This is a genomic window from Spirosoma liriopis (assembly GCF_023196085.1).
Lineage (GTDB): Bacteria > Bacteroidota > Bacteroidia > Cytophagales > Spirosomataceae > Spirosoma > Spirosoma oryzicola.
Window position 1 is genome coordinate 207960 of sequence record NZ_JALPRF010000005.1, and the last position, 23070, is coordinate 231029.

The window sequence follows — 23070 nt, forward strand, 5'->3', positions numbered from 1 at the left end:
GATTCGTTGAATGAAAAAGATAAACCGATTTACGTTTCGACAAACAATTTTACCCCTGGCGGCTGCTGGCCTTACGGGCTGGATAGGGCTCACCGGATTCATGGATGATCCGATCAGTAAGCGGATCAAGCGGCTGGCTCCCGAAAAAGCGGCTGAAATGGCCAAGGCTGTCGAAGCTTTGGTCAAACCTCAATTAGCCGAAGGGCTTACGTTAAATGTGTGGGGCGTTGACTCGCTTGTGTCCGACCCGATTGCCATTGACATTGACGATCTTGGCCGGCTGTATTATACCCGCACCAACCGTCAGAAAAATTCTGAATTCGATATTCGCGGTCACCAGGACTGGGAAATCGAGTCGAACCGTTTACAGACCGTTGAAGACAAACGGGCGTTTCTGCACCGGGTTCTTTCGCCCGCCAATAGCAAAAAGAACGAATGGCTGAAAGACGTCAACGGCGACGGTTCGCACGACTGGCGTGACATGACCGTGGAGAAAGAGCAGGTCTTTCGGCTGGAAGACACAAACGGTGACGGCGTGGCCGACCTGTCGAAGCTGGCGGTTGAAGATTTTCACGATGAAACAACCGACGTAATGGGCGGGGTGCTGGCTGAAGGAAACGACCTGTACGTGGCGGTAGCACCCGACCTCTGGCGGATGCGCGATAAGAACGGCGACGGTATTGCGGACGAAAAGAAATCGCTTTCTCACGGCTATGGTGTCCACGTCGGGTTTAGTGGTCACGGTCTTTCTGGCGTTGAAATGGGTCCCGACGGTCGGATTTACTGGCAGATTGGGGATATCGGTTTCAACGGAACGGGTCCCGATGGTCGTAAATGGGAGCATCCGAACAGTGGTGTTGTGGTGCGGTCCAATCCCGATGGTAGCGACTTTGAGGTGTTCGCCTACGGCGTTCGTAACACCCATGAATTTGTATTTGACGAATATGGCAACCTGATTAGCGAAGACAACGATGGCGATCACCCCGGCGAAAAAGAGCGGCTGGTGTATATCGTCAACGGTTCCGATACGGGCTGGCGGAGCAACTGGCAGTACGGCAAATACCGCGATCCGCTCAACAATACCTATAAAGTCTGGATGGATGAGCAGATGTACAAACCGCGCTTCGACGGACAGGCGGCTTACATCCTACCGCCACTGGCCAACTTTGTCAGTGGTCCGGCGGGGATGCTCTACAATCCCGGAACAGCGTTGAGTCCGAAATACAAAAACACGTTTTTTATCGCAGAATTTGTCGGTAGTCCGGCGCAGTCAGGCATCCACGCGTTTACGCTGAAACCAAAAGGCGCGTCGTTCCAGCTGGACAAGTCGAAAAAAATTCTGAGTAATGTACTGGCTACCGGCCTGGATTTCGGACCCGATGGTGCCATGTACGTAGCCGACTGGATCAACGGTTGGGATACGAAAGATTACGGCCGCATCTGGAAACTGGACGATAAAGACGGAGCGAACTGGGCCGAACGGGCATTGACCAAAAAACTGCTGGCTCAGGATTTTGGTAAAACGTCGATCAGCGATCTAAGCAGCTATCTGAAAAATGCGGATATGCGCGTCCGGCAGAAAGCGCAGTTCGAACTCGTGAAGCGGGGCGACGCAGGGGCGACGGCTTTTGGCCAGATGATCCAGCAGACCGACCACCAGTTGGCCCGTATTCATGGCATCTGGGGATTGAGTCAGCTGGCTCGTAAAGAGTCGAAATACGCGCAACGCCTGATGCCGCTGTTGACCGACAAAGACGCTGAAATTCGGGCGCAGGCTGCTCGTTGGCTGGGCGATATGCGGTACAAAGAAGCCGGGGCGGCCTTACTTCCCCTGCTGAAAGACAGCAATAGCCGTACGCGTTTTTTTGCTGCCGAAGCATTGGGTCGTATTGCGTACGCACCTGCGATTCAGCCAATTATTGCGTTGCTGGAAGATAACAAAGACGAAGATACGTACCTCCGGCACGCGGGTAGTCTGGCGCTGGCTCGCATCGGTAAAGCGGAGCCCGTTATTGCCCTGTCGAATCACCCATCGCGGGCGGTGCGTATCGCTGCGGTTGTGGCCCTGCGCCGGATGAATAATCCAGGTATCGCTAACTTCCTGAAAGACAGCGACGAGTTTATCGTAACTGAAGCGGCCCGTGGTATCAACGACGATTTGTCGATTCCGCAGGCGCTGCCCGCTTTGGGTAATGTGCTAGCCAGTACGAAGTTTACCAACGAGCCGCTTATTCGCCGGGCCATCAACGCTAATCTGCGCGTGGGAACGCCCGAAGCGATGCAGAATCTAATGCAGTACGCCAAAGGAACGAACAATCCCGTAGCCTTACGGGCCGAAGCCTTGGACGCCCTGAGCACTTGGGCCAAACCATCGCTGCTCGACCGGGTGGATGGTCGGTACCGAGGCCCGATCACGCGCGATTTGGCCTCGCTAAAAACGAAGTCAGCGGATTTGTATACGAGTTTGGCTACCAGCTCAGAAGTGGCAATTCGTAAAAGCGCTATTCGGGCAATCAGTAAATTGTCGTTAAGCACCGCTGGACCCGTATTGATGGATCGGTTGAAAAGCGATAAAGATCCCGAAATTCGGGAGGAAGCCTTGCGGACACTGGCTGCGTTGAACGATAAACAAATCGGGAAAGCGATTGAAACGGCGCTGGCTGATGGCGACAAGCGGGTGCGGGTTGCCGCGCTAGATCTGATTGGCAAAACCAGCATGCCCAAAGCGCAGATGGTGTCTCAACTGGCCGACGTGCTAAAAACGCATTCGACGGAAGAAAAACAGGCAGCCCTGGTCACGCTGGGAAAACTGCCGATCGCGAATACCAAACCAATCTTCGATCAATTGTTGACTGATCTGTCTGCTGGGAAAATACCCGTCGAAGTGACACTGGAACTGGAGGAAGCAATCGCTGAGACGCACTCGACCCAACTGATTGCGAAGCACAAAGCGATTCTGGGCAAACAGTCGCCCGATGCCGTGCTGGCTTCGTACCAGGCCAGTCTGTTCGGCGGTGAACCCGACAAAGGCCGACGCATCTTTTTCCGTCACCAAACGGCGCAATGCATCCGCTGCCATTCCTACGATGATTTGGGTGGCAACGCCGGACCTCGGCTCAACGGAGTAGCCAGCCGCCTGACCCGCGAGCAACTGCTCGAAGCGGTTATCAATCCAAGCGCGCGTTTAGCCCCTGGTTTTGGAACAGCTATACTCGATATGAAGGACGGTAAAACGCTCAGCGGTATTGTGCAAAAGGAAACCGACTCGGAACTGGTTCTTAAAAGTGGTGATGATCCTGACATCATTGTTCGGAAGGATCAAATCGCCAAACGAACCTCTGCTCCGTCGAGTATGCCGGATATGAAATACCTGCTCAGTAAACGAGAAATTCGAGACGTAGTTAGCTTTTTGGCAACGCTAAAAGACGACAAGAATTAACAAAAAAGCCGGACTCATCACTAGCGAGTCCGGCTTTTTTGTTTAAGATTGTTTTAATGAATACGCTTTAGAGAAATTCGTTGAGGTTCGCCACAGATTAGGGTTCCCCCTGCTTTCCTTGAGCCATTTTCTGCAAGCGCGATAGTTTCATCAAGTAAGCCTTCTCTCGAATAATGTAACGGGTGTATCGATTAACCGTATGCGTTTTCAGCGCTCCTGCTTTCCATTCAGTGGCGCGAGCCAGCAAGCCCTCAACATTGGCGATCATGCGCTGCGCATTTTGAATACGAGTTGTCAGCGAATCGACTCGCTCCTGCCAAAACTGATTTGCATTATTAGCCTTATCCGGCGAAGGCTTATCTAATAAATACTGCCACTCTTTTTCTAGTCTGGTAATGGTATCACCAATAGGCTGTCCATCAAAGGCCGCGACGGGTATTGTAAAGATATGATCTTGGTCGACTAGGTAAGCGCCGTGTAGGGTTTGTCCGACCACAACCAGGGTATTAAGGGCGTCAAAAGCGTCTTCAATGCTGTCGAGTTGACAGGAGAAGTCATTAGAGGGTTTATCCCCTGGGGAAGAGGTTACGTGCAAAGTCATACTTGAGTAGGTGGCTAGAAACAGAGTCGGAAAATTACGGATAAAGCGTTGACTAAAGCGTTTATAATAAGACCCACTGCCTAACTAAAGTACTTCTCGTAGCCTTATTGAAGCCTAGTTACCATAGTGGCTTGCTTTGTTTTGCCGTTTCCTCACTTTTCTGGTTTACCCTATTCGTTCCCGTTTGGTTTGTAATGTTCGGCTGTTACTCATTGCAAGGATGCAACATATAAAGTTCACCATCAAGAGCAAACGGCCACCTATGCGTTCATTTAAGATCCAACTCGCTCAATACCGAGCCCAGGTAACCCAGACGATTGTTGACTTACTCGAGCAAAATAGTCTAGCTCCAACAACCTATTCTGAATCAATACTGGCGCAGTTTAGCAAACCAACTATCCTGGTTATTGAGGACAATGTTGACGAATGGTTTCTAATCCGGTGGATGCTGTCAAAGCAATTTCAGGAAGCAGAGCCCGTCTGGCTTTCGAGCGCGGATCAAGCGATAGCTTATCTGAATTCCTATGGCTTGAGCGAGAAAAGCTTACCTGTTATGATCTTACTGGATCTATATCTCCCCACGGCTGAAGCCGGTTTGGCTCTGCTAGAAAGCATCAAAGCCAATCCGCTGTTTGATGCGGTGCCGGTCATTACGATAAGCCGCTCGAACGACGGGGAGGATAGGACGAGTGCCTTTGACCGCGCCAGCAATGACTATGTGGTCAAACCAGCCAATTATAAAGACTGGCAGCAGCATTTTTCGTTGCTTATCAACTACTGGGAAAAGTCGGTTCTGTGATAAGCCTTTTTCTGGTCGAGTAACTCGTCCAGCGGCTATAGCTGAGCCGTAAAGTCGGGTACTGCAATTTGGTCGTTAGCCACATTAGCGTAGAGTGGTTGCGGGCTAAGTGATGAAAAAGACCAATGATCCAGATTTGATAACTGGTCTAGCCACAGATCGATTCACAGACAATGAATCGCCATCGTTGTGTGGTCTCCGTATTTTTTGGCAGCAAAGTAATTATTGATTAGCTATCTATAGCTGCATCGGCATTCTTCTGATCAATAAGTTCACTAAGTAAGTTCGGCAGAGCAGCTACATCTACCGGCTTCACCAGATGGTTATCAAAGCCCGCTTCCCGCGTCCGCCGACGGGTTTCTTCCTGTCCATAGCCCGTTACCGCAACGATCACAGCCTGATCCCCCCCAGGCTGCTCCCGTAGCCGACGACAAGTTTCGTACCCATCCATACCGGGCATACTGATGTCGAGTAAAATAGCGTGGGGAGTCCAGGTTTGCGTGATTTCCAGTGCCTGTTGACCGCTGATACACGACTGAACAGCATATCCATTCAATCGTAACGATATACTCAAAATCAGGTTCGCATCCGCATTGTCATCGACGAGTAAAACGCGCCTGACAGGGGATTGTGGGTTCACACCAGTTGTCATTTTCCGACGGATTCAGCAATTAAGATTGGTAAATATACGACAAACTCACTGCCTAGTTCAAGGCCCTCACTGTGCGCTTCTACCCGTCCCCCATGCATGGCAGTTAGTTCTTTTACCAGCGTCAGGCCTAAACCCAGGCCACCATGCGAGCGGGCTAGCGAGGTATCGGCCTGAACGAATAGCTCGAAAATGGCGTCCAATTGGTGGGCGGCAATGCCGATGCCATTGTCAGCTACCCGCAGTATGGCTTGTTCCCCAACCGGCTCCAGGGTGAGCCAGACTTGTCCTCCCTGGTTGGTATAGCGCAGGCCATTGGTTAGTAGGTTGGTCACTACTTGGTGTAACCGCGTCGCATCGCCATCCACGTACAACGAATAGGCAGGCAGCTGTGCGCTTAACTGCCGACCGGAGTCCGTATATAGAGTCTGTATGGCATCGATTGCCTGGTTGACTACCTGAGTCAAATCTATCCGCTCTTTTCGCAGCTCAATCTTGCCCCGGCTGATGCGGCTCACATCCAGCAGATCATCCAGCATTCGAAGCAAGTGATCCATCTGCCGGTTCATAATGGGCAGCAGCGTTCCCAGCACCTGATCATCAGCGTGGGTCTGGGCTAGTAGCTGGATACCATTGCGGACCGGGGCTAGCGGATTGCGCAATTCGTGGGCTAGCATTGCCAGAAACTCATCCTTACGGCGGTCGGTTTCTTCAAGCGCCTGCTGGGCCTGTTTGCTTTCGCTGATGTCGAGGACAAACTCGATATAGTCATCTTTTCCCAACTGCTTGCCCGCAAATAAGCCCCACCAGTGACTTCCATCTGGACGGCGGTACTGCTTTTCATACGGTGTATTCTCGCCTTTTAATCGATACTCCTGCTGGGCGTTGCGGGTTACGGCCATGAATTCAGGCGGTGTCAGTTCATCCCAACGGACTCGTCCTTCGATAAAGTCGCGCCGGGTATAGCCACTCATGCGTCCGAAGGCGTCATTGGCATCGTGAATAGTTCCTTCCAGATCAAAGTAGATGACACCTACCGTTCGGATCGACAAAGCTTTCTGTAGCCGTTCTTCGGAGCGTTTGAGAGCCTCTTCGGCTTCCTTTCGTTCGGTAACATCCAGCATGACCCCGCTGATCTGAACGGAAACATCGGCCTTGACTTTGGTCACGCGGCCGTAGCCACTAAGCCAACGTAATCCCCCGTCATCGCGCACAATCCGAAATTCGACATCGAACAACGTTTGTTCCGCAATAACCCGCAATAATTCCGCCGTTACCCACGATCGGTCATCGGGATGAATATGGCTGATGAATACCGCTGAAGGTACCGGCTCCTGCTGAGGCTCCATCCCCAGCAGGCGAAAGTGTTGTTCGTTCCAGTACACTTCATCGGTGATCAGGTGCCACTCCCAGGTCGCCATATCGGCTGCTTCGACGGCCAGACGAGTTCGTTGCTCGTGTTGGCGGAGCGTTTCCTGTGCCCGTTTCCGTCGGCTGATGTCCCGACTGATCTTGGTAAAGCCGACGACCTGCCCTGTCTCCAGTCGAATGGCCGTTGTAATTTCGTTCACCCAGAAGTATTCCCCGGTTTTTCGAATCCGCAGGCTTTCGTGTTCGGCCCGTCCCGTTTGCAGCGCTTCATTCAGTTCGTCCGTGGGGTCACCTGCCTGCTGCGCTTCCGGTGTATACAGGCCAGAAACAGGCTGACCAATGACTTCGTCAACGGCATAGCCCGTCAACCGTTGCGCCCCCTCCAGCCACTCGCTGATTAGTCCATCTAGCCCAACCCGAAAGATGGCATAATCGGGCAGGTTTTCGACCAGCGTCCGATAGCGCTCTTCACTTTGTCGTAACGATTCTTCGGCCTCCCGACGGCGGGTTAAATCAACGGTAATAACCACAATGGTTTGGGGCGACTCATTCAGGAAGGGTAGCAGGGAGATCGAACTGTTGGCCCACACCAGCTTCCCGTCAGCTCCGACGTATCGCTTATCCAGCGATACGGGCTCTCGGGTATCTATAAGTTGTTGCAGCGCTTGCTCACTGGTCGAAATATCGTCCGCGAAGGTTACGTCGCTCACGTTCATCGTAAGCAGGTCTGCCGTCGAGCGACCCAGTAACTGACATAATTTGTCGTTGACCCTGGTAAATCGACCCGTAGAATCAATTTCAGAAATGCCGACCTGAGCCGCCTGAAAAATAGTTGCCAGATGGGCCTCACTCCGGCGAAGGGCTTCCTCGGCTTTAGCTCGTTCGATTGCAGCCCAGGTGCGTTCAGCAACTGTTTCGATTAGCTCTACTTCCCCTTTCGTCCATTTTCTCGGCTTAGAGTTGGCCGCAACAAACGACCACATTTCAGGTTGCTCTCCCTCGCGTAGTGAAACCGAAAGTAGGGCCGCCAGGTCAATAGACTTAAGCGATGTTCTGGTTAATTCAGAAAGGGTAGGCTCCGTAGCTATATCTTCAATAAGTAAGGTCTGTTCGTCGATCCGGTAGATTCCTTCGGAAAAATCATCCATTCGATAATTGCCTACCAAGGAAGTCAGACCACTTGGGTTATAAGCCGCTCTAACTACGGTATGGTCTTGCCCTTTAGTCGAAGTAGCAATGTAGGAACGATCAATGCCCAGCATATCGGAGAGCATTTGCAGGCTGGTGTTTTCGATGGTCTGAAAGTCGTCCAGCGTTCGTAAGGTGTCCGATAGCTGAAGCAGAAACGCCTGGTGTTGTTCCCGCTGCTTGCGTTCGGTAATGTCATCATACACACAGGCAATCAGCGGACTGCCTTCGCCACCCACCCGCGACATGTACGCCGTAAACCATTGTCCAAGCGCCCCGACGGGATAGTCAACGCGTATCGGCTCACCGGTGTAGTAGATGTCCTGAATCATCTGGTGCCACTCCGGTTCGACATAAGGCACCAGTTCGCTCATTCGTTTGCCGATAGCGTCTTTGATTCCCGTCATTCGGGTAAAGACCGGGTTGTGCTCTCGTTGCCAGTAATCGACAACGCGCCCATTGTCGTCAAAGATTAGTTCGATGATATTGAATCCCTGATCGATGGAGTTAAAAAGAGCCTGGTATTTATCGGTTACCTGTTGCGTTAGCTCGTCTTTCAGGCGAAGAATTTCCTGCTCGGCTTGTTTTTGTCGGCTAATATCGCGGGTGGTCATGGCGACACCGTCGTCGGTTTTGACCAGTGCCTGGTAGAACCAGCCCGAAAACTGCTCATGGGCATAATACTGTTCATGCTCATAAGGCACACCCGTTTGGGCTACCTCGACCATGTGGTCAAAAATCCCGGTCTGAACCACGCCGGGATTTATTGTTAACAGGCTTTTGCCAATGACATCCCCGTTTTGATTAAGGGCTTTCTGGTTATTCATGACCCAGACAAAGTCCCAGATGTTGCCCGTCTCATCCCGTACCGCTTTGAAGACCTGAATGATATCCAGAGAGCTGTCGATGACCGATTGCAAAAATGCCTGACTATGCTTAATCTGTTCTTGGGCCTGCTTGCGGTCGGTAATCGTGGAGGTAGTGGTGGTCACCCCGTCATTCAGCTTAACCACGGATTGATGAAACCAGCCATCAAACTGCTCGTGGACATACTGCTTCTCGTACTGTTGGGGCACGCCAGTTTCGACCACTTGTTTAAAGGCCGCAAAAATACCTTCGGCTACTACACCTGGGTTGAGTGTCAACAGGCTCTTACCAAGTACATCGCCGTAGATTTTCTCGGAAGCGTGGTTATTGAGTATCCATTTGAAATCGACAATCTCACCCTGCTCGTTTCGCACGGCTTCAAAGACCTGAATCATATCTTTGGTAGCGTCCAAAGTAGCTCTGAGCAGTTTCTGGGTCGCTAGCAGATCAGCAGACTGTTGTTCTAGGGCACCATTGTGTTGAAAAGAAGAAGCCATACTCAGGTTAAAAGAAAGCCTAAAACTATAAAACTAATTTTTCCTGGCAGGGAATAGCCGAGCGAGCAAAATCGTTAGGAAACGACTAGGCAACGGGAACTGTTGACTACCCTTACCTGAAAGTTACTTACAATAAATAGATTCGTTCATCTCGTCAAATGCCCCGTTTCTACAAGCAAACGAAGTCGGTACATTAGAAAAATAAGTACAGCAAACATCGAGTATAATCGCCAAACCGCTTTTCCCTAATTTTGCGGTGGTTTGGTTTAGATTCATGCTATGATTACGAGAAAACGCGAAAACTGGCTTCGGATGCTGTTCATATGGCGAGGATCAGTGCTGTCGAAAATTCTGCCCAGACTGCTACTACTCGCCTTGTTTTCGGTCTTTATCTACCAGTATCACGGTGTCCTGTTTCACTATAAAATCGCCCTTAATCCCGCTGCGTTTACATTAGTGGGTGTCGCCTTGGCAATCTTTCTGGGATTCTGTAATTCAGCCGCTTATGACCGCTATTGGGAAGGTCGTAAGCTTTGGGGAGCCCTGTTGACCGATAGTCGCTCGCTTGTTCGCCAGGTTCTGGCCTATGTTACCTCAGCGGATAGTCAGGCCGGCCATACCAACCTGTTTGTTCAGCTCGCTATTGCCAACGCCTATGCCTTGAAGCATCAGCTTCGAAACACAAACCCGGCTGGGGATCTAAACCGACTCTTACCAACTTCGCTGAGTGCGACCTTGCTCCAACGCCAGTTTATCCCGGTTCTCATTTTAAAAGAAATGGCGGTTTGGCTAAAGATACAGGAACAACAGGGTCGGCTAGATGCCATCACCAAAATGGGCATTGATCAAAATCTGGACAAGCTCTCGTCCGTTGTCGGAGGGTGTGAACGGATCAAAAACACGCCTATCCCTTTTCCTTATCATGTCTTGCTACACCGAACGGTCTACATTTACTGTTTTATGTTGCCGTTTGGTTTAGTCGATAGCATTGGCTGGATGACGCCGGTTATGGTTACCTTCATTGGGTACACCTTCATGGCACTGGATGCGATTGTGGAAGAGATCAGTGAGCCGTTTGGTAACGAACCGAATGATTTGGCGCTGAATGCGATGAGTCTAACGATTGAACACTCTTTGTTGGAGATGGCTGGCTTACCAGTTCCTCCCAATGTGTGGTTGCCAGGTCCTATTATCGATTAGTAAATTGAGTTCAGTACAGATCGATTTTGGTCTTGCTGCTGAATTCATTCCGTTGCCGCCCCTGTCCTGTTAGTATGCACACACGAATAATGTTGAGCCGTTTTATTTTTTACGGGACTTTTCGAACGGCAGGCTATACGGAGGAGGAAGTAGAAACAAGGCGAAACAACACGCCCAACGGCTGATAAAGCCACTGACCAATTTGCCGTAAAGGGTGCGAGTGACTGCCTATTGCATTCAACGGTCAGCCGTTACAACAGATCGTTGAAGCAATGCACAATCTTGTCGATGACTAACGAAAAGTGAGGATTTGTTGGGATAGAAAGTGGTTAGTCGTGAATTTATACAAAGTGGTCAATCGGGTCCGTTGACGTTGGGAGCAATTGCAGTTGTTAATGAAAGGAAGCCCTGAACGCCAGCGGAGACTGGTTGGTTTTTGTTTTGAACAGCTTACTAAACGATTGAAGATGCTCAAAGCCTAATTCGTAAGCGATCTCGCTAATGGTTAGATCCGTGGTGGACAGCTTTTCTTTCGCTTTCTCGATTAGTTTCTGGTGAATGTGCTGCTGGGCGGTTTGTCCGGTTAGTGCTTTTAGAAGACTACTCAAATATTTAGGCGATACGTGTAAGGCATCGGCTATCTGCCCAACCGCTGGCAACCCTTTGGTAATTAGATCATCCTGGTCAAAATAAGCATTTAGCCACGTTTCCAACTGTTCCAGAAGCTGATGATTGGCCTTCTCCCGGGTGATAAACTGCCGGTGGTAAAAGCGGTCGGCGTAATTGAGCAGGGTTTCCAAGTGCGAAACGATGATGCGTTTACTAAACGTATCCAGGTTTGAATGGCACTCCTGCTGAATCGTGTTTAGAATCGTAACCAGCTGAATCTCTTCTTTTTCGGATAGAAACAACGCTTCATTGACCGAGTAGTCCCAAAAATCATGGTGATGAATGGTTTTGGCCAGGGAGGTGTTCCAGAGAAAATCCGGATGAATGAGCAGCATCCATCCGGATTGTTTGAGTTGGACAGCGTTCGGATCAACAGTCAGGCTTAGTACTTGATTTGGTGATACGAAAGATAGAATACCTTCGTCGTAATCATAAGTTTGCTGCCCATACTTCAATTTGACATCCTGGGTACTAGCTACGCGCTTGAGCGCAACGCAGTAGAAGTCGCAACACCAGGACGCTGGTTCGTTCAGAAGATTCGAAGTCTCAACGGACTCTACTTTAAACACACTAATCAGCGGGTGCTCCGGTCGGGGCAGGCGTCGGAATTGTAGAAACTCGCTGATGGTTTTAAAGCGCTTCACGGGACTAGTCTTCGTTTCGTATTTGCAGAACAATTTTACCGCGTACGTGTTTGGTTTCGCTTTGGCGGTGGGCCTGGGCCACTTCCTCCAAAGGGTATACCTGGCTCACTACGGCTTTTACTTTTCCTTCCTCAATAAGCTGGGTTACCCCGTCCAGGGATGACGTGTAGGTCGTTACGCTTCCTTGCCCAACCAGGGTGGCTGTCGCATTCTTTTGAGCCAGTGCGGTCAAAAAATCGTCGCTAAAGGGTTCGTCCAGATGCGTACATACAAAAATACTACCTGCCTTCATCACCTCAACCGACTTGATCCGGACGCTCTCGTCGCGGACCGGCGAGGCATTGAACACCACGTCAATGTCGTGCAATAATTCCTCAAATTGCTGGTTGCGGTAATCGATCACTTCGTCGGCCCCTAGCTCGGTCAAAAATTCAACATTATGAGCCGAAGCCGTTCCAATCACATAGCCACCCTTGGCCTTGGCAAACTGCACGGCCAGGTTACCGACCCCACCAGCTGCCCCGTGAATCAGCACCCGTTTTCCTGGACTAACGTTCCCAAGATCGACGATGCCATTCCAGGCAATCAAGGCACAGGAGGGCAGCGCTCCCGCTTCATTAAAGCTGATGTTTTGAGGCATCAACCAAAACTGGCTGGCTTTGGCTGCAATGTATTCGGCATAACTACCATTGCCGGGGAAATTTGGGACGCCATACACCTTATCCCCCACCTTAAAGCGAGTGACTGCGCTGCCGATTTGCTCGACCACGCCGGCCACATCCAACCCCAATCCCAGGGGTAATTTCAGGAAAGACCGCAACACCTCGTTACCACCCTGACGAATAATATAATCCGCCGGATTGACACTAGTAGCATATACCCTCACCAGGATTTCGTCGGCAGCGGGAATAGGTTGTTCAACTTCATCGAGTTTCATCACTTCGGGTCCACCGAAGGCATGGATTCTAATTGCTTTCATCGTGCTATTTTCTTTTTGCAAAGGTCAGCACGAGTGTTCTGACGGATTTAGCCGGAATACCGTTTGGTTTAGCCAAAATTCAATCATGCGTACTATAAGATCGACTATCCACTTCCTGATATCTGAAATAGAAGTAGTGGCTAAATACGATTAGCCTGTACCGTCAAATGATTTATGGCGTTGCTGGCTTCCTGCGCGGTCAGTAGACCCAGAGATAAGCCATCGCGGAAAAGTAGTCAAGGCGGTCGGTACAAAGTGCCGGGGCGGGTTGTTTCAAAATGGGATAAGCATCTTCGTTGATAAAGTCACGCCAGTCGTAACCGAGCTTCGCTAAAACGGGTGGGATATCGGACTGTTCCAGATAGTACGCTTTCTTTAGCTCGTGATAGCTCTCGCCCGTAGGTCCGTGAAATACGTGATAGGTCTAAATAAGCCTGGGTCATTTACCCCATTGTTATCGATGGTCTGGCTGTTGCACTCGTCGCGCCAAACCCGACGCTCATCCCCCAGATTCTCGATTCTGTCACCTTTAACTTTCTGACCATCAAGCACCAGCCTACTTTTGAGCTGTCAACCAACAACAAGTAAACAATAGACAGACCATGAAAAAGATTTTTATCCTGATGGCAGGGCTGGTAGCCAGCTCCGCATCGTTCGCTAAAACCAGTGAGCCCACCAAACCGCATGTTACCACGTCGCTGATTGGTCAGGAAAAGCTTAGACTAATCGTTGCTCCCGAAAAAGCAACGGCTACTATTTCCTTACGGGACGATAAAGGACATGTGCTCTATTCGGGTAATGTCAATTTGCGCGACGGGGTCCAACAAAAATTCGATATATCCAACCTGGAAGAAGGCCAATACCAGCTTTCGGTTGCCGTTGGTAAAGAGCGTACGTTGAAAGCATTTACCATCACCGATCTTCCCAGCCAACAATCGGTAACGATCCAGGAATAGAAGCGCAGTGGAGGAATTTTCATTAGCCGCTTGTGCTACAGTTCATACTATCAATGCCCTGTCTAGTCACGCTTACGGAGAAAGAGCTAGTCAGGGCTTTGCTGTTACTCAAAAGAGCGGCTTGATTCACTACTTTCAACGCCTACTTAGTAGCCAACGGAAGATTTGGCCTTCTTACAGACAACGATCATGGCCGACAAACTAACCTTCCGACAAAAATGGCAAATAGCCATACGACTTATAGTGCTGTATTCACCCATGCTCTTGTACGTGAACCTGCCTGAGTCCGTGCGCAATCCGGCCAAGCTGCTGGAGATTGCTCCGTTTGTTTTAGTCTTTGTATCAATCGCTCTGGGGCTATTCTTTATTTGGATTACGGCTACTGACTGGATTCAGCAGCAGCTATTCCGCCTATTTGGTGCCGACTTTCTGCTGGAATTTAACTGGCTGGCCATGATTCTGACGATGCTGATCTCGCTGGGTCTGGCTGCGCTTTACGCCAAAGTGTTTCACCTGATCCTGTCGGCCTTGTTTACCCTGTTTTTTCAAGTTTACCTGGGCCAGCCTTCCGAACCCCATGAACCCCCGTTTTCTCCCGAGGTATTTGCTTATCTGCAACGGGTGAACCAGGTTTTTAATGTGGTCATTATCTTATCGACATTCTATCTAACCATTATCTCCCGCTCGTATCAGCAACTGAAAGATGTCCAGCTTCGGGCAGAACGCTCGGAGAAAGAAGCCGCGCTTAGTCAGGTAGAAGCCCTGAAACACCAACTTAGTCCTCATTTTCTGTTTAACAGCCTGAGTATTCTCACCTCAATGGTACACGAGGATGCGGATCTTTCCGAGCAATATATCAAGCAGTTGGCTAAAGTGTACCGCTACAGCCTCGAACAGCGGGACCAGGAACTTGTCTCGCTCAAAACGGAAGTCGATTTCATGCGTGCTTACACGTTTCTGCTTCAGATCCGCTTTGAAAACAAGTTTGACGTGTCTATCGATCTTTCACCGACTCAATTGAACCAGTACCGTATTGCCCCCTTATCACTTCAGTTGCTGGTCGAAAATGCCGTCAAGCACAATCGCATGTCGGTCAAGGAACCGCTACAAGTGCGGATTTACTGCCAGGATGAAACATTGATTATCGAAAATCCCTGGCAACCCCGCGACCAACCCGAACGGTCTACGGGTGTCGGTCTGCAAAACATTATCAACCGCTATGCCCTGCTCACGGACCGGACGATTGAGTATGGCAAACAGGATGAATCGTTTATCGTCAAAATCCCTCTCCTACCATGAACGTCGTCATTATTGAAGATGAAGACCGTACCGCTCACCAGCTGGAGCGAATGTTGAAAAAGTATGATCCCCGTGTGCAGGTGCTTACCCAACTGCCTTCGGTAAAGGAAGCGGTCGACTGGTTTAGCGGAAATCCACAACCCGATCTGGCCTTTATGGATATTCACCTGGAGGACGGACTGGCTTTTCGCATTTTTGAGCAGCTTGATCTTACCCTGCCTGTAATCTTCACCACTGCCTACGACGAGTATGTGCTTAAAGCCTTCAAGGTCAATAGCATCGACTACTTGCTTAAACCCGTCGATTACGATGAGTTGGTTGCCGCATTGACCAAATTCAAAAGCATCCGAAGCGAACCCGCATTGCCAAACTTGAATGCACTGCTTCAATTTATGCAACAGCCGCAGCCCAGTGGGTTCAAAGAGCGGTTTATGGTCAGTATTGGTACTAAGATTCACAGCGTGGAGGTGAGCGATAGCGCTTACTTTTATTCCGAGGACAAAGCCACATTTCTGGTCACGAAAGGGGGCCAGTTATTGCCGCTTGAATACAGTCTGGATCAGGTAGCCGGTTTATTGAATCCCACTCATTTCTTTCGGGTTAACCGCCAGTTCATCGTCGCCCGAACGGCCATTCTATCCATCAATGCGTATTCTGCCGGGAAGCTAAAGCTTGATTTGCGGCCTACAGCCCGGCAGGAGGTATTTGTCAGCATGAGCCGCGTTTCCGAATTTAAAGATTGGCTGGGTCGATAAGCCTTTACACTCGTCAGTCATTAACCGTTGTCTATCCGGTGGAATCCTTACTTCGTCCGTTTTTGTTTTCAAGGCTTCGTGCGCTGTTTAACCTTTGTCAGGTCAAACAAAAGCTATGAAAACGAACCTCTTCCTAATCACTACCCTTTTGCTGGTAGGGAGTTTGCTAACGCCAGGCCAGGCTCAATCTCCGACAATCCCCCCCTCAGCCCCGGCCAAGGCGTTGCCGGGAACGGCGGGTGATCAAAGCCCAAAAGGAAGTGCCCGAATTGTTGGTTCCGTCATGGATTCGACCCAAGCTAAAGCTGTAGAATTTGCCAGTATAGCACTCTATACAAAGGCCACCGGAAAAGCGGTGGACGGTACGGTCGCCGATGAGAAAGGAAAATTTACGCTGACCAAGTTGGTTGCTGGTCAATACGATGTGCTGGTCAGCTTTGTCGGTTTTCGGAATAAGACCATCACCAACCTGACACTCACCGATGGACAAACCCTTGATCTGGGTGTGATCAAACTTTCGTCCAGCATCAAAACGCTGGAGGAAGTGACGGTGGTGGGGCAGGCTGCGCTGATCGAAGAGAAAGTAGACCGGCTGGTGTATAACGCGGAGAAAGACATTACGTCAAAAGGGGGCGACGCCAGCGATGTTCTGCGGAAAGTACCGATGCTTACCGTTGACCTGGACGGCAACGTGTCGCTTCGCGGAAGCCAGAACATTAGAGTGCTGATCAACAATAAGCCGTCTACAATTGTAGCCAGTAGCGTGTCGGATGCGCTCAAGCAAATTCCCGCTGACCAGATCAAAACCGTGGAAGTCATCACGAGTCCTTCGGCCAAGTACGACGCGGAAGGCTCCGGAGGGATAATCAATATCATTACCAAAAAAAACAGCCTGCAAGGCTTAAACCTCAATGTCGATTCGGGGGTAGGCAACCGGGGTTCCATGCTGTCACTGAACGGCAACTATCGCAAAGGTAAAGCGGGTTTTACGCTGGGCGGTTTTGGGCGAGCCATGTATAACACCATCACCAAAACTAACCTTGATCAGACCAGCCAGGTAAACGACGTAACGACGCTAACCCGCCAAAGTGGTAACGGCAACAGTTCGGGTCTTTTCGGTCAGTATAACCTGGGCTTCGATTACGATCTGGCTAAAAACCAGAGTATCACAGCCGGTGTTCGTTATGGTGTGCGGAACATGCTCAATCAGCAAGATCTGGTAACGCAATTGTTTACCAACAACACGCTCGTGTCAACCGGGAATCGAAATGTAGACGTTAAGAATCTATCGGGCACAGTGGATGCAAACGTCGATTACCTGCACACGTTCAAACCGCAGCAGGAATGGAGTGTGTCAACGCTTTATAGCCGCAATGATCTGACCAATAACTTTGACGCAAACCTGTTCAGTGGCAGTGGCGAGTTAACAGCCCGTCAACGAAACCTGAACAAAAACGTCAACCAGGAATTCACGCTGCAAACGGATTACCAGACGCCCATTCGGCAGAATCAGCTGTTGGAATTTGGGGGAAAAGCTATCTTCCGCCAAGTCAACAGTGACTACCGCTACTTGCTGGCTGGACCATCGGGTGGGTTTACGACGGAAGCAAACAATACACTGGGCGAACTGACCTACCATCAAAACATTGCTGCTGGCTATTCATCCTACACATTCACGACAAAAAATCGCTACACGTTCAAAGGAGGACTGCGTTACGAGCATACCTTTATCGATGCCAGTACGCGTGAAGGCGGTAGCCTCGGTATCGGTGATTATGGCGTATTAGTCCCTAGCGTAAATGCTTCCCGGACGTTCAAGGGAACAACGCTCAAACTTGGGTTCAACCGCCGGATTCAGCGTCCCGGTCTGCAACAGTTAAATCCAAACTTCAACGCGGCCAATCCCCAGAACATTACCATCGGTAACCCCCGGTTGAATCCTGAATTGACCAATAACGTTGAATTAGGAGTGAGTAAATCCATCGGCAAAACGTTTATCAACGCAACGTTTTTCGGTCGCGTCACCAACAACGCCATTACGCAGGTTAGCCAGCCTTCCGACACGATACCGGGCGCTATTGTCACCAGCTATCAGAACATCGGTCGTCAACATGCATACGGTACCAACCTGTTTGCCAACGTAGCCGCTAGTTCAAAAATTACGGTTGGCTTGTTTTTAAATGCCTTCTACACGAGTCTGACCGGCCAGACGATGGGTCTCGATGGCGCTTCCATTGAGCAAACCAACAACGGGTTCAATATCAGTGGGGGTACCTTTATGAACGCTACGTTCAAAAATGGATGGGGGGCTCAGGCGTTTGGCTTTATGCAGGGCTCGCAGGTGCAATTGCAGGGAAGACAGGGTGGATTCGGCTTCTACACAATCGGTGTCAAGAAAGAATTCAACAACAAGAAAGCCAGCCTTGGCCTAGCCGCCGAAAACTTTCTTACCAACCGATTTAACATCCATACGGTATTAAACTCGCCCTTGCTGAGTCAGGTCAACGATGTGTACTTGTATAACCGGGGTATTCGCCTGACATTTACCCTTAAAATTGGCAAGATGACGATGGAGGCCCCCCGTCGGAAAGCAAAATCGGTCAACAATGACGACGTGAAGAGTGATGGTTCTAGCCAGACTCAAGCGGGAGGAGGGTCTACGGGTGGTCAGTCTCGCCCTTAATCCGGAATAAATAACCAATGAAACGATACCACGTTGCGGTGCCCATATGTCTGGCGATCCTGTTGACGATGAACAGCGGCTGGTTGCGTCCACTCGCTGTTCACCGCGATGAGCCCCGAAAAATGATGTATGGCGACCGGTCGCGACTAGGACGACCCTATGCAAAAGATCCGCACGTGGTTAAGTTCAAAGGCCGTTACCTGATGTATTTTTCCGTACCCGCCTACACAGACTCTGCCGGGGTAAAGCACGGTTGGGGAATTGGTGTCGCCGAGAGCCGGAATCTCGTTGACTGGCAGAAAATTGCGGAAATACCTCCCGTTGCTGATTACGAAAAAGCGGGTATCTGCGCGCCCGGTGCTTTGCTGAAAGACGGAAAAATACACCTGTTCTACCAGACCTACGGAGGTGGCCCTAAAGACGCCATCTGTCATGCGTGGTCGGACGACGGCATTCACTTCACGCGTAACACAACCAATCCCATTTTTCGCCCCACGGGCGATTGGAACTGCGGTCGGGCGATTGATGCGGAGGTGTATCGGTTTAAGAATAACTACTTTCTTTACTTCGCTACCCGCGATCCGGCCTATAAAAATCAGATTCTGGGCGTGGCGGTAACGCCGTTGAAAACGACCTTCAATCGCGACGAATGGAAGCAACTGTCTACCGATGGGCCAATTTTAAAACCAGAACTGCCCTGGGAAGGAGAGTGCATCGAAGGGGCGTCGGTAATCGAGCGGAACGGCGAGCTGGTGATGTTTTATGCGGGAGCCTACAACAACTGGCCGCAACAGATTGGCGTCGCACACAGCAAAGATGGATTGCACTGGGAACGGATGCAGTCAGAACCTTTTCTGAAAAACGGTACACCGGGTAGCTGGAACGCCAGCGAATCAGGACATCCGCACGTATTTGACGATACGAACAAACAAACCTATCTGTTTTACCAAGGCAATAACGACAAGGGTCATACCTGGCTGTTGTCCAATGAAAAGCTGACCTGGAAAGGTGCTAAGCCAATGCTGCCTTAACTTGTTGAGGATAGCATTGGCTTCGTTTTTCTTAGCCGAAATAGATCAGGCGTTTTTAAGCAATTTCATACCAAACCCCGGCGCAGACGACGGGACAAGCTGCCCTTTTACAATTTTATAATCGCCAAAATCAATGTCGTCGCTGGTACAGGGAACACCCTCAATGGTTACCGTGTTGCCAAGGCCGCCGGTCAGGTGGGCCGTGTAGTTGGTTTTCAGCATTTCGCCAAACGCATGCGGTGACGCCAAAATGCTCATCTTTTTTAGTTCCGGCATCAGTTTCCGCCAGGGGGTAAATCCATAGCCCATAATGTCGGTAATGTGCACGTCGATCAGCTTCTGCGTTTCTAAGTCGCGTAGAAGATTTTGGTCGGGTTCGTACTCGCCGTCGGCCAGCAAGGTTTTCGGTTTATTCGCACGGGTCCATTCGCGAAGTTTGCGGTAATCGGCCACGGTCTCGGCGAAGGGTTCCTCAAACCAGAATAGCGGAATATCTCCGATCCCTTTCAGATACGAAATCGCTCCGTCAGCGGTGTACCCATCGTTGGCATCGACCAGAATCTCACAGTCGGGAAAAGTCTTGGCTACTAGTTTAGTCACGTCGATGTCGCGCTGTAAGCCCGCATCCTTTGCCATCCACATATTACCCCGTCCAATTTTCAGCTTGAACTGTCGGTAGCCAAGTTTGTAGTCGCTGGCGCAGTTCTCGATGATTTTGTCCATGCCGTTTGCCATCGTCTGCACCTGCCCCGCCTTTGGCTCCAGCTCATCGAAATAAATCATGCCGCTGTAGCACTTGGTCAGAATAGGCTTTCGCTGACCAAGCAGCTGATAAACCGGTTGGTTTAAAATTATGCCTGCCAGATCGTGCAGCGGTACATCAAACGCGAGGGCTTTGGGGTCAGTCACTCCCTGAGCGGGCTGGAATAAATCGGCAACCCGCTTGCCCCGCACGTAGGCAATGATTTCATCATTCCGGCGACCGTTGGGTTGCCCCCAGCCTTTGGCCCCCTGATCCGTCGTCAGCGTACAGACCGTGACTTTGGGGCCGTAACCATGAATATCGCGTCGGGCATTCTTACCCACAAAACGCGGCCACGTCAGTTGCACCTCCGTATAACTGACATCGGCAATTTTGTGCTGCATGAGGTCATCAAAACCGACCTGTTGAGCGGCTTTGCCGAATACCGACGGACTCCAGGCCAGCGCAGAAGCCGTTGCGCCGGTCAATTGGTGTAAGAAGTGTCTGCGTTTCATGGATAAAAATAGTTGCCGGACGGTGTGATTACTTGGTAAAAAGGGGTGCGTGAATCTGACGCAGTGTTTCGACCGGAATCTTGATTACTTCCCGGTCGTAGGTCAGCAAGCCATTGACTTCGCCTTCGACGTCGGTTGTCTGCGTATAGACGGCGGCCGACAGCGCCTGTTTCTGTTTATAATCAATGATCTTGGCGTATTTTTTCTGGTACGCTTTTAGGACCTCATCAGCCGAATGGTAGGTCTGGTAACCCCAGTTGCGCATGTCAGGATTCCACAAATGGCCTTGCACCGGCCAGCCAATACCACCAAACTCACCGATGACCACCACGCGATCTGATTTCGGGGCCGGGGCCTTCGGTTCTGGTTCGTAGGTATGAATGTCGTAGAAATCGCCCGCGTTCCGGTCGTTCCAGCCGCTGATGGCGTTGACCACCCGGCTCGGGTCCATTCCTTTAACCCAAGCCGCTAAACGTGGGTTTTCGTATTGTCCCCAACCTTCGTTTTGCACCACCCATGTCACAATGCTGGGATGGCTGTGCAATTGATTCATCATCCGGCGCAGTTCCAGTTCATACTGTTCCTTCGCCTTTGACCGACGAACGGGTTCGCTTTGATCGCCCGGCCATTCGTTCTGTCCTTCCAGAAAACCCGACGGCATGTCCTGCCAGACTAGAATTCCGAGCTTATCGCAGAGGTAGTAGTAGCGATCCGGCTCTACTTTGATGTGCTTACGGAGCATGTTGAACCCCGACTTTTTCAGGAAATCAATCTCGAACGTCATGGCCTCGTCGGAAGGAGGGGTTAACAAACTACCCGGCCACCAGCCCTGATCAAGCGGTCCGTTCTGAAACACAAACTGGTTGTTGAGCAGCAGCACCGGCTGTTGCGCGACTGGACCTGGACCGAGCGCGATTTTACGCATGGCAAAATAGCCCGTAACAACGTCGGTTGGATTGCCCGTTACTGTTGCCTGCGCGTAAGCGGCTCGCTCCCCTTCATTTCGGTGCATCCGCTGGTTGTTGGGGCGACCCGCAAAAGGATCGGTTACCGTTACCAGTTCGACGCGATAATCGTACAAAAACGGGCGGTCAGGCGACCATAATTTGGGATTGCTGATGGGCAGGTGAGCGGGGCGTCCTTCTCGTACTATCGTCGTGGCTACGGTCTGATTGCCATCCAGCGCGGTTATCCGAATCGCCGTTGTGGGCTTATCCAGCGTCGTGTTCAACGACACATCTACCCGTACCCGGCCCGAATCAACTTCGGGTGTCAGGCGTACTTCTTCGATGTGAGCAACCTTGGGAACCGGCTCCATCCAGACCGTCTGCCAGATACCCGATACTGGCGTGTACCAGATGCCATTGGGGTTAAGCAGCTGTTTACCGCGCGGTTGTTCATCGGTCGACGTCGGATCGGTTACGCCTAGCAACACTTGATTCTGACCGTCTTTAAGATAGTTTGTTATGTCAAATGAAAAGGCGTCTGAACCGCCTGTGTGCGAACCGACCAGCCCGCCGTTCACCCACAAATTGCATTCGTAATCGACCGCGCCAAAATGCAATAACACCCGTTGCCCGTTCCAGTCACGAGGTATGGTTACGTTCCGGCGGTACCATAGCCGCTGGTCGGGGGAGAGCGGTTTGTTAACTTTCGATACGGTCGATTCTACACAGAACGGTACCAGAATCTGGCCGGCAAACGCTGTTGGGGCGGGGGCCGTTTTTGGGGTGATGGCGTACTCCCACATTCCGTTAAGGTTTTGCCATTGTCGGCGGACTAGCTGTGGACGAGGGTACTCACGCCAGGCGTTTTCGGCCGTAATCTGTTTTTCCCAGCGGCTCATGATGGGGGCCTTGCGTACCTGCGGGGTAGGCGGGGTCGATTGTGCCAGAACCGCGCTTGATAAGCCAAGCAATAGATAAGCCGCATGCCAGGAGCGGAGCGGTGTAGTCAATGAGTTAGTAAGAAACATAAGCACTTGAAAAAGTAAAAAACACGGTTAACGTCACAAATAAGTCAATTGGCAGACAGAGAGTCGAACGGTTGATTCCGTTGGCTTGCTATCGACCAATGAGTGTAGATGGCTTTTATAGAAATGCGGTAGTATGGCGGAACCGCGTTCTGTTATGCTAAGACTTTTTAGGGCCACCTAGTTATAAAACAAGAAAACTGGGTGGCCCTAC

15 protein-coding genes are annotated in these 23070 nt (G+C 50.7%); 8 read left to right on the forward strand and 7 right to left on the reverse strand.

The features are described 5' to 3' along the window. Window positions 1-10: 10 nt before the first annotated feature. The gene (locus tag M0L20_RS24230; protein ID WP_248479640.1) at window positions 11-3439 is read left to right on the forward strand and encodes a HEAT repeat domain-containing protein; all 3429 of its coding nucleotides are present in this window, start codon (window positions 11-13) and stop codon (window positions 3437-3439) included. Between the two features lie 97 nt (window positions 3440-3536). Here the strand turns inward: M0L20_RS24230 and M0L20_RS24235 are convergent, their stop codons facing one another. Next, a complete protein-coding gene (locus tag M0L20_RS24235; protein ID WP_248479641.1) occupies window positions 3537-4040 on the reverse strand; it encodes a hypothetical protein in 504 nt (167 codons plus the stop codon). Window positions 4041-4302: 262 nt separating this feature from the next. Between M0L20_RS24235 and M0L20_RS24240 the strand changes: the two genes are divergently transcribed. Further along, on the forward strand, window positions 4303-4839 hold the full coding sequence (locus M0L20_RS24240; protein WP_248479643.1) for a response regulator: 537 nt from the start codon (window positions 4303-4305) through the stop codon (window positions 4837-4839). A 229-nt stretch (window positions 4840-5068) separates the two neighbouring features. Here M0L20_RS24240 and M0L20_RS24245 read toward each other — a convergent pair whose 3' ends face one another. Then, entirely contained in the window at window positions 5069-5479 is a 411-nt protein-coding gene (locus M0L20_RS24245) for a response regulator (protein WP_248479645.1), read from the reverse strand. A gap of 8 nt (window positions 5480-5487) precedes the next feature. Beyond that, a complete protein-coding gene (locus M0L20_RS24250; protein WP_248479647.1) occupies window positions 5488-9411 on the reverse strand; it encodes a PAS domain S-box protein in 3924 nt (1307 codons plus the stop codon). A gap of 279 nt (window positions 9412-9690) precedes the next feature. On the opposite strand from M0L20_RS24250, the gene M0L20_RS24255 reads away from it, so the two are divergent. After that, window positions 9691-10611, forward strand: coding sequence for a bestrophin family protein (locus tag M0L20_RS24255; RefSeq protein WP_248479649.1), 921 nt, complete (start codon window positions 9691-9693; stop codon window positions 10609-10611). Between the two features lie 392 nt (window positions 10612-11003). Here the strand turns inward: M0L20_RS24255 and M0L20_RS24260 are convergent, their stop codons facing one another. Continuing rightward, a complete protein-coding gene (locus M0L20_RS24260) occupies window positions 11004-11924 on the reverse strand; it encodes a helix-turn-helix domain-containing protein (RefSeq protein ID WP_248479650.1) in 921 nt (306 codons plus the stop codon). 4 nt (window positions 11925-11928) lie between these two features. Beyond that, on the reverse strand, window positions 11929-12903 hold the full coding sequence (locus tag M0L20_RS24265) for an NADP-dependent oxidoreductase (RefSeq protein ID WP_248479652.1): 975 nt from the start codon (window positions 12901-12903) through the stop codon (window positions 11929-11931). A gap of 602 nt (window positions 12904-13505) precedes the next feature. On the opposite strand from M0L20_RS24265, the gene M0L20_RS24270 reads away from it, so the two are divergent. From M0L20_RS24270 to M0L20_RS24290, 5 genes are all read left to right on the forward strand, one after another. Further along, window positions 13506-13859, forward strand: a complete 354-nt coding sequence (locus M0L20_RS24270; protein ID WP_232563262.1) for a T9SS type A sorting domain-containing protein — start codon at window positions 13506-13508, stop codon at window positions 13857-13859. Window positions 13860-14048: 189 nt separating this feature from the next. After that, window positions 14049-15158 carry a sensor histidine kinase gene (locus M0L20_RS24275; RefSeq protein ID WP_248479654.1) on the forward strand — a complete coding sequence of 370 codons (1110 nt, stop codon included), beginning with the start codon at window positions 14049-14051 and terminating at the stop codon, window positions 15156-15158. Beyond that, complete coding sequence (locus tag M0L20_RS24280) at window positions 15155-15913, forward strand: LytR/AlgR family response regulator transcription factor (RefSeq protein ID WP_248479656.1); 759 nt, start codon at window positions 15155-15157, stop codon at window positions 15911-15913. The genes M0L20_RS24275 and M0L20_RS24280 overlap by 4 nt, the downstream gene beginning before the upstream one ends. Window positions 15914-16028: 115 nt before the next feature. Continuing rightward, window positions 16029-18596 carry a TonB-dependent receptor gene (locus M0L20_RS24285; RefSeq protein WP_248479658.1) on the forward strand — a complete coding sequence of 856 codons (2568 nt, stop codon included), beginning with the start codon at window positions 16029-16031 and terminating at the stop codon, window positions 18594-18596. A 17-nt stretch (window positions 18597-18613) separates the two neighbouring features. Then, window positions 18614-19627 carry a family 43 glycosylhydrolase gene (locus M0L20_RS24290; protein ID WP_248479660.1) on the forward strand — a complete coding sequence of 338 codons (1014 nt, stop codon included), beginning with the start codon at window positions 18614-18616 and terminating at the stop codon, window positions 19625-19627. A 45-nt stretch (window positions 19628-19672) separates the two neighbouring features. On the opposite strand, the gene M0L20_RS24295 is transcribed toward M0L20_RS24290, so the two are convergent. Next, complete coding sequence (locus M0L20_RS24295; RefSeq protein ID WP_248479662.1) at window positions 19673-20884, reverse strand: enolase C-terminal domain-like protein; 1212 nt, start codon at window positions 20882-20884, stop codon at window positions 19673-19675. Between the two features lie 28 nt (window positions 20885-20912). Then, on the reverse strand, window positions 20913-22859 hold the full coding sequence (locus M0L20_RS24300; RefSeq protein ID WP_248479664.1) for a glycoside hydrolase family 2 protein: 1947 nt from the start codon (window positions 22857-22859) through the stop codon (window positions 20913-20915). Between the last annotated feature and the right edge of the window lie 211 nt (window positions 22860-23070).